Below are 6856 nucleotides of genomic sequence, written 5' to 3'. Positions count from 1 at the left end.
TCCGGCCCCGCGCAAGGGCACCCCGGTGATGATCCCGCCGCCGGACTTCGACCCCTTCGGCATCTCCGGCACCACCCCCACCACGGACGGACCGGCCGCGCCGCCCGCCGGGGGCGCCCAGGCACCGGACCCGTTCGGCACCACGATCGCCGCCGAGCCGAAGCCCGACCCGTTCGGCACCACCGTCGCCGCCCAGGGCCCCGCCGTCCCTCCGCCGCCCTCGGCCCCGCCGCTGATCCCGGCCCGGCCCGCCCCGGCGGCGACACCGACGGCGGCCCCCGCGACGGACGCCGCGGCCGCTCCGGCCCCGCGCAAGGGCACCCCGGTGATGATCCCGCCGCCGGACTTCGACCCCTTCGGCATCTCCGGCACCACCCCCACCACGGACGGACCGGAGGCCGAAGCCGACACCGCGGACGACGCCGCGCCGGAGCACCGGCCGTTCGGCTGACCGACGACGGCCGACGGCCCTCCGGTGCGGTTCACCGCCTCGGAAAGCCGCCGGCCGCCGGCCGTCAGCCGCTCCCCCGCACCGCGATCAGCGCCTCCACCCCGTCCAGCATCCGCGCCAGCCCGAACTCGAACAGCGCGTCCAGGCCCATGTCGATCTCCGGCCCCCGGTTCAGCGCGTCGAACATCGGGAACCGCTCCGGGTCCGTCATCAGCAGGTCGTGGTCCCGGTCGTCCAGCCGGTCCATCCACTCGTCCGCGGACATCCCGCTGTCCTGCTCGGCCTGCGCCTCCCGCTCGAAGTGGACCGCCAGCCCGCAGGTGAAGGCCGCCAGACTGACCGAGGCCTGGGCCATCTCCGCCAGGCTCAGCCCCGTCCCTGCCAGCGCCGCCAGCGACCGCTCGGTGTGCAGCGCCGCGTCGGGCGCCAGCACCGGGCGGGTGAAGGACATGGTGGAGGCCAGCCACGGGTGGCGCCGGTAGATCCGCCACTGCAGGCGCGCGATCTCGTCCAGGCCCGTCCGCCAGTCCGGCGCCGGTGCCCCGGGGAGCGGCTGTTCGCCGAAGGCCTTGTCCAGCATCAGCCGCAACAGCTCGTCCTTGCCGGGCACATGGCGGTAGAGCGACATGGTCGCCACGCCCAGCTCGGTCGCGATCCGACGCATCGACAGCGCCGCCAGCCCCTCGGCATCGGCCACCTGCACCGCCACCGCGACGATCCGCTCCCGGCCGAGCTCCCGCTCGCCGCCCTTCGCCCGCCGCCGCCCGCCCGTCGGCGCCGGGGTCGCGACCGGCGCCACGGCAGGAGTGGCGGCAGGACCCGCGGCCGGAGCCGGACGCCCGGCGGGCGCAGCCGTCGGAGCCGCCGGCCGGGCCGCCACCACCGTCCCCACCCCGGGGACGGCCCGCACCAGGCCCTCCTCGCGCAGGCGGTTCAGCACCTTGGTCGCGGTGGCCATCGCCACGCCCCACTCCTGCACGATCCGCCGCGTCGAGGGCACCCGGGCGCCCGGCCGCAACTCCCCCGCCGCGATCCGACGTCGGAGCTCGGCCGTGATCCGCTCCGAAGGCGACCCGCTCTCCACCACACCACCACCCGCTCGACCCGACACGCCCTCGCGTCGCGGCCGCCCACGCTAGCAGCGCCGGCCGCCGACCGTCCGGTCCCGACCGGCCTGCGCGGCGCCCGGGTTCAGCCGGCCCGGCGCGCCAGGTGCACCACGTCCGGCACGCCCCGGCTCACCGGGACCTCCTCGGTCACGACGTCCGAGAACCCGGCGGCCCGCAGCGCCTCCTCGAAGTCCGTCGAGGGCTGGGCGCTCCACACCGCCAGCACCCCGCCGGGCCGCAGCCGGTGCCACAGCACCGCGAGCCCGTCCGCCCCGTAGAGCCCGGCGTTGGAGTCGGTGACGGTCCAGTCCGGCCCGTTGTCGATGTCCAGGCACAGCGCGTCGTAGCGCTCGCCGTCGGCGGCGGCCAGGTACTCCAGCAGGTCGGTGTGGATCACCGAGACCCGCGCGTCGTCCAGCGCGCCGTCGGAGAAGCCGCCGAGCGGGCCGGAGCGGTGCCAGTCGATGATCGCGCTCTCCCGCTCGACGACGGCGATCCGCCCCCAGCGCGGTTCGGCGGCCGCGTACGCGAGGGAGAAGCCGACCCCGAGTCCGCCGATCAGCACCGACGGCGCGGCCGGGCCGGCGCCGGTGCGGTCCAGTTCGTCCAAGGCCGCCTGGATCAGCAGCCGTTCGGAGCGCCCGTCCGCGGTGTCCATCAGGAAGCAGCCGTTGGCGATGATCTCGTAGTGCCGGCCGCGCTGCCGCAGCACCACCTCGCCGTACGGACCCTCCCGCCGGTCGAGCGTGACGACGGCCTCGTGGGCGTCCCGTTCGGGCAGTGCGGTGGTCATGCTTTCTCCTCGGCGGACTCGGCGGCGCGCTTCGCCCCGTGGGGGCGATCCCCGCCCGACGATAACCGAGTCCCGCCCACCGGACCGAGTGATCGAACCGGGCCGGTGGGCGGCGGGACACGCGTACGACTGCCGCGCCCGCACCGCCCAGGTCGCCCAGGTCGCTCAGGTCGTGAGCAGCACCCCCGCGTACGACACCCCCGCGACCACCACCCAGGACCCGAGCCCGAGCAGCGCGATCCGCCCACCGGTCTTCGCCATGGTCGGCAGGTGCACCGCACTGCCGAGCCCGAACAGCGCGGCGGCCAGCAGCAGTTCCTGCGCGTCCCCGGCCAGGGTGAGGGCCCGCTCGGGCAGCACCCCGGTGGTCCGCAGCACGATCATCGCCAGGAAGCCCGCCACGAACAGCGGCACGATCGGCGGCCGACGGCCGGCCTTCGCCGCACCGTCCGCACCCTCCGCGCCCGCCCGGCGCGCGGCGCGCGCGTTGCGCCGCACCGTCACGGCCACGCCCGCGACCAGCGGCGCCAGCAGCACCACCCGCATCAGCTTGACCAGCACGGCCTCGCGCAGCGCGCCGGGGCCACCGGTCTGCGCGGTGGCGACCACCTGCCCGACGTCGTGCACGCTCGCCCCGACCCAGCGCCCGAACTCGATCTCGCCGAGCCCCAACGGGTGCTGCAGCAAGGGCAGTACGGCGATCGCCAGGGTCCCGCACAGGGTGACCAGCGCGACCGAGGAGGCGACGTCCTCCTCCTCGCTGCCCGCGGCCTGGCTGACCGCGCCGATCGCCGAGGCCCCGCAGATCGAGTACCCGGTGGCGACCAGCAGCGGCTGGTCGCCGGGCAGCCCGAGCCGCCGGCCCAGCCAGAGCGTGCCGGCGAAGGTGGCGGCGACCACGGTGAGCACCATCGCGACGGTGGCCCAGCCGAGGCCGAGCACGTCGTCCAGGCTGAGCTTGAGTCCGAGCAGCACGATCCCGAGCCGCATCAGCCGCTTCCCGGCCGTCGACAGCCCGGACCGGGCGACCCCGCGGACCACCGGGCGCAGCCCGGGCAGGTGGGCCGCCGCCATGCCGAGCACGACGGCGGCGGTGAGCTTGGGCACGGCGGGGACGGCCGCGTGGACGGCGATCGCGGCGGCCACCCCGACCGCCGCGAGCAGCAGACCGGGGGCGTCCCCGCCGAGCGGGGGGAGCGAGCGGGTACGGGTGGCCCGCTCGCGGAGGGTGAGTGCCACGCCGCCGCTCACCGCTCCTGGTCGGCGGGGAGCTGGTACACCCGCCGGATGCTGGTGCCGAGCCGGGAGACGTCCGCGCCGTACACGTGGATGGAGATGGCGGTGGTGCCGCAGGCGTTGCGCACCAGGTGGATGTCGCCGGGCGGGGCGAAGGCGGCGACCGTCCCGGCCGGGCCGGCCACGTGCTCGGTCTCGACCAGGCGGGAGGTGCGCCCGTCGGAGATCAGCCGGTAGCGGGTCTCGCTCTCCTGGCCCCGGTGGACGCCGGCCACGCACCAGGAGACGTGGTCGTGGATCGGGGTCTGCTGGCCGGGCAGCCAGACCAGGGCGACGACGGAGAAGCTGCCGTCGGCCTCGGCGTGCACGACGTGCTGGCGGTAGCGCTGCGGGTCGCCCTCGCACTGGGCGGGGGTGAGCAGCGCGTCGGGGCCGTCGGGGGCGGCGAGCAGGTGGGGGGCGAGGCGTTCGCCGACCAGGTACGCGGTGAGTTCGGGGGGCAGTCCGCGGTCCACGACGGCGCGGATCTCGCTGACCAGTGCGGTCATCCGCTCGGTGAGCCGGTCGCTGCCGACCGTGGCTGGGGGTGTCATGCCAGCAGGTTCGGGCCACCCGACCTATCACGTCCAACGAGGGTTTCTAAGCATCACCCCTACTCATGCTTATGGATTACCCCTGGCCCGCCGGCGCCCGCGGCGCCCGGTCAGCAGCCGACCCGGCTCGCCGCCGCCTGCCGCAGGTGGTCCAGCACCAGTCCGGTGGCCGGGATCCGCCGGTGCTCGCGCAGCACGTACGCGCTCACCTGCCGCCGCAGGTGCGGCTCGACGGCCCGCCCGGTGACCTTGCGGTGGCACATGAAGGAGAGCACCAGCGCGGGCATCAGCGCGATCCCCACCCCGGCGGCGACCAGGCTCTGCACCGCCAGGTTGTCGTCGGTGGAGAACACGATGTCGGGCGCGAAGCCCTCCTCCGCGCAGACGTGCAGCAGGTTGGCCCGGCAGCGCGGACAGCCGGCGATCCAGCGCTCGCCGTCGAGGTCGGCCAGCCGGACGGCGTGCCGGCGGCCGAGCGGGTGCCCGACCGGCAGCAGCACCGTGAGCAGGTCCTCCATCAGCGGGATCTCGTCCAGTCCGTCCGGCAGCTCGGTAGCCTGGCCGGGGTAGCGGAAGGCCAGCGCGATGTCGCACTCCCCGCGCAGCAGCCGCTGGACGGAGTCCGGCGGCTCGGCCTCCAGCAGCTCGACCCGGACGCCGGGGTGCTCGGCGAGCAGCCGGGCCATCGCCTCGGGTATCAGGGTGGCGTTGGCGCTGGGGAACGCGCAGACCCGGACCCGCCCGGCGCGCAGCCGGGCGAGCGCGGCGAGTTGCTGCTGGGCCGCGGAGAGGCTGCCGAGGATCAGCTCGGCGTGCCGGGAGAGCGCCTCGCCGGCCTCGGTGAGCCGCAGGCCGCGCCCGGCGCGGGTGAACAGCGGGACGCCGACGGTGCGTTCGAGGGCCTTCATCTGCTGGGTGATCGCGGGCTGGGTGTAGCCGAGTTCCCGGGCCGCGGCCGAGTAGGAACCGGCCCGGACGACTTCGTGGAACGTCCTGATGTGCCGCGAGTCGAACACCGGCTCCATGGCCCCTCCGCCCGGTCGTCTGCCGCCTGCCTCCGCAATCATAAGAGGAATTTGGAGGTCCAGGCCTCGACCCCTTCGGCACCTATGGTTCAGTCCCGAACCGCCCGTCCCACCGGCGCGGCCGCCCGGGTCCTCAGCGGGCCGACGGCGGCAGCCCCATCGCCACCCCCGCCTTGGCCACCGGTGCCCCGCCCCGCACGCTCGGACTGCGCCGGCTGCGCCGCTCGACCCAGCGGGCGAGCCAGGACAGCAGCAGGCACATCCCGATGTAGATCGGCGCGATCACCATCACCACCGGGATGAACGGCAGGTCGTAGTCCAGGTTCGTGGCGATCAGCTTCCCCGCGTGCAGGAACTCCTCGTAGGTGATCAGGAAGCCGAGCGAGGTGTCCTTGAGCGCGACCACCAGCTGGCTGATGATCGCCGGCAGCATCGCCCGGTTGGCCTGCGGCACCAGCACGTACGTCATCACCTGGGTCTTGCGCATCCCCAGCGCGTACGCGGCCTCCCGCTGGCCCTTGGGCACCGCGAGCACGCCGGCCCGGAACACCTCGGCCAGCACCGAGCCGTTGTAGAGCACCAGCCCGGCCACCAGCGCCCAGAGCGGCTGCACCTTGAGGGCGACGAACACGAAGAAGATCATCACCAGCAGCGGCATGGCCCGGAAGAACTCCACCACCAGCGTGGAGAACCAGCGCACCACCCGGTGGTCGGACAGCCGCCCGGCCGCGAACAGCGCGCCGAAGGGCAGCGCGAACAGCGCCGTCCAGCCGAAGGCCTGGAGGGTGTTGCCCAGCCCGCGCAGCAGCAGGTCCTGCACGCCCCGGTACTCGAAGGGCTCCCACTTGGCGTAGGTGAACTGGTGGGTGTGGAACAGCATGTAGACGATCCAGCCGATCAGCGCCGCGATCAGCAGCAGCGCGATCCCGCCGTACAGCCGGTGCCGGGCCAGCGCCTTCGGGCCGGGGATGTCGTACAGCGCCGAGGCTCCAACGGTCATCGGGACACCGCCACTCGTCGTTCCAGCAGGTTGAAGACGGCACTGACGGCCAGGGTGATGATCAGGTAGCCGACGGCGATCCAGACGAAGGTCCAGACGATGCTGTAGCCCAGCTCGTTGATGGTCCGGTAGGTGCCCAGCAGCTCGGTCACGCTGAACGAACCGGCGATCGCCGTGTTCTTCGCCAGCGCGATCATCACGCTGCCGATCGGCGCCACCACCGAGCGGTACGCCTGCGGCAGCACCACCAGGCCCATCGTCTGCCCGAAGCTCATCCCCAGGCTGCGGGCCGCCTCGCCCTGCCCGGGCGGCACGGTGTTGATGCCCGAGCGCATCGCCTCGCAGACGAAGGCCGAGGTGTAGCAGCCGAGCGCCAGCACGGCGAAGGTGTAGAAGGGCAGCGTGATGTCGAACCGGGGCAGGCCCAGCACCACGATGAAGAACAGCAGGGTCAGCGGCGTGTTGCGCAGCAGCGTCACCCACACCGTCCCGAACACCCGCAGCGGCCGGACGGGCGAGACCCGGAAGCCCGCGATCAGCACGCCCAGCAGCAGTGACAGCACGGCGCTCACCGCGAACAGCGAGAGCGTGCCGAGGAAGCCGTCCCAGTAGGTCGACCAGTTGTCGGTCAGCGTTTTCACGGCGCGGC

At 74.2% G+C, this 6856-nt stretch carries 7 protein-coding genes and 1 pseudogene; 1 reads left to right on the top strand and 7 read right to left on the bottom strand.

Translation table 11 applies throughout. The features are described 5' to 3' along the window. Positions 1-451, top strand: a pseudogene (locus ACFC1T_RS08660) (hypothetical protein); the annotation flags it as partial. 64 nt (positions 452-515) lie between these two features. Here ACFC1T_RS08660 and ACFC1T_RS08655 read toward each other — a convergent pair. From ACFC1T_RS08655 to ACFC1T_RS08625, 7 genes are all read right to left on the bottom strand, one after another. After that, positions 516-1535 carry a TetR/AcrR family transcriptional regulator C-terminal domain-containing protein gene (locus ACFC1T_RS08655; RefSeq protein ID WP_375885323.1) on the bottom strand — a complete coding sequence of 340 codons (1020 nt, stop codon included), beginning with the start codon at positions 1533-1535 and terminating at the stop codon, positions 516-518. 107 nt (positions 1536-1642) lie between these two features. Then, positions 1643-2353 carry a spermidine synthase gene (locus tag ACFC1T_RS08650; protein ID WP_375885298.1) on the bottom strand — a complete coding sequence of 237 codons (711 nt, stop codon included), beginning with the start codon at positions 2351-2353 and terminating at the stop codon, positions 1643-1645. 165 nt (positions 2354-2518) lie between these two features. Then, positions 2519-3592, bottom strand: coding sequence for a YeiH family protein (locus tag ACFC1T_RS08645; protein ID WP_375885296.1), 1074 nt, complete (start codon positions 3590-3592; stop codon positions 2519-2521). An 8-nt stretch (positions 3593-3600) separates the two neighbouring features. Beyond that, on the bottom strand, positions 3601-4182 hold the full coding sequence (locus ACFC1T_RS08640; protein WP_375885293.1) for a cysteine dioxygenase: 582 nt from the start codon (positions 4180-4182) through the stop codon (positions 3601-3603). A gap of 110 nt (positions 4183-4292) precedes the next feature. Continuing rightward, complete coding sequence (locus ACFC1T_RS08635; protein WP_360238866.1) at positions 4293-5198, bottom strand: LysR family transcriptional regulator; 906 nt, start codon at positions 5196-5198, stop codon at positions 4293-4295. A gap of 142 nt (positions 5199-5340) precedes the next feature. Further along, entirely contained in the window at positions 5341-6207 is an 867-nt protein-coding gene (locus ACFC1T_RS08630) for an amino acid ABC transporter permease (protein ID WP_375885290.1), read from the bottom strand. Then, positions 6204-6848 (bottom strand): amino acid ABC transporter permease, encoded by a 645-nt coding sequence (locus ACFC1T_RS08625; RefSeq protein WP_375885288.1) that lies wholly within the window; start codon positions 6846-6848, stop codon positions 6204-6206. The genes ACFC1T_RS08630 and ACFC1T_RS08625 overlap by 4 nt, the downstream gene beginning before the upstream one ends. Positions 6849-6856: the final 8 nt, after the last annotated feature.

It is taken from the genome of Kitasatospora sp. NPDC056076 (assembly GCF_042266305.1).
Lineage (GTDB): Bacteria > Actinomycetota > Actinomycetes > Streptomycetales > Streptomycetaceae > Kitasatospora.
The sequence above is the reverse complement of the archived record's forward strand: the minus strand, read 5'-3'. Positions and strand labels throughout refer to the sequence as shown.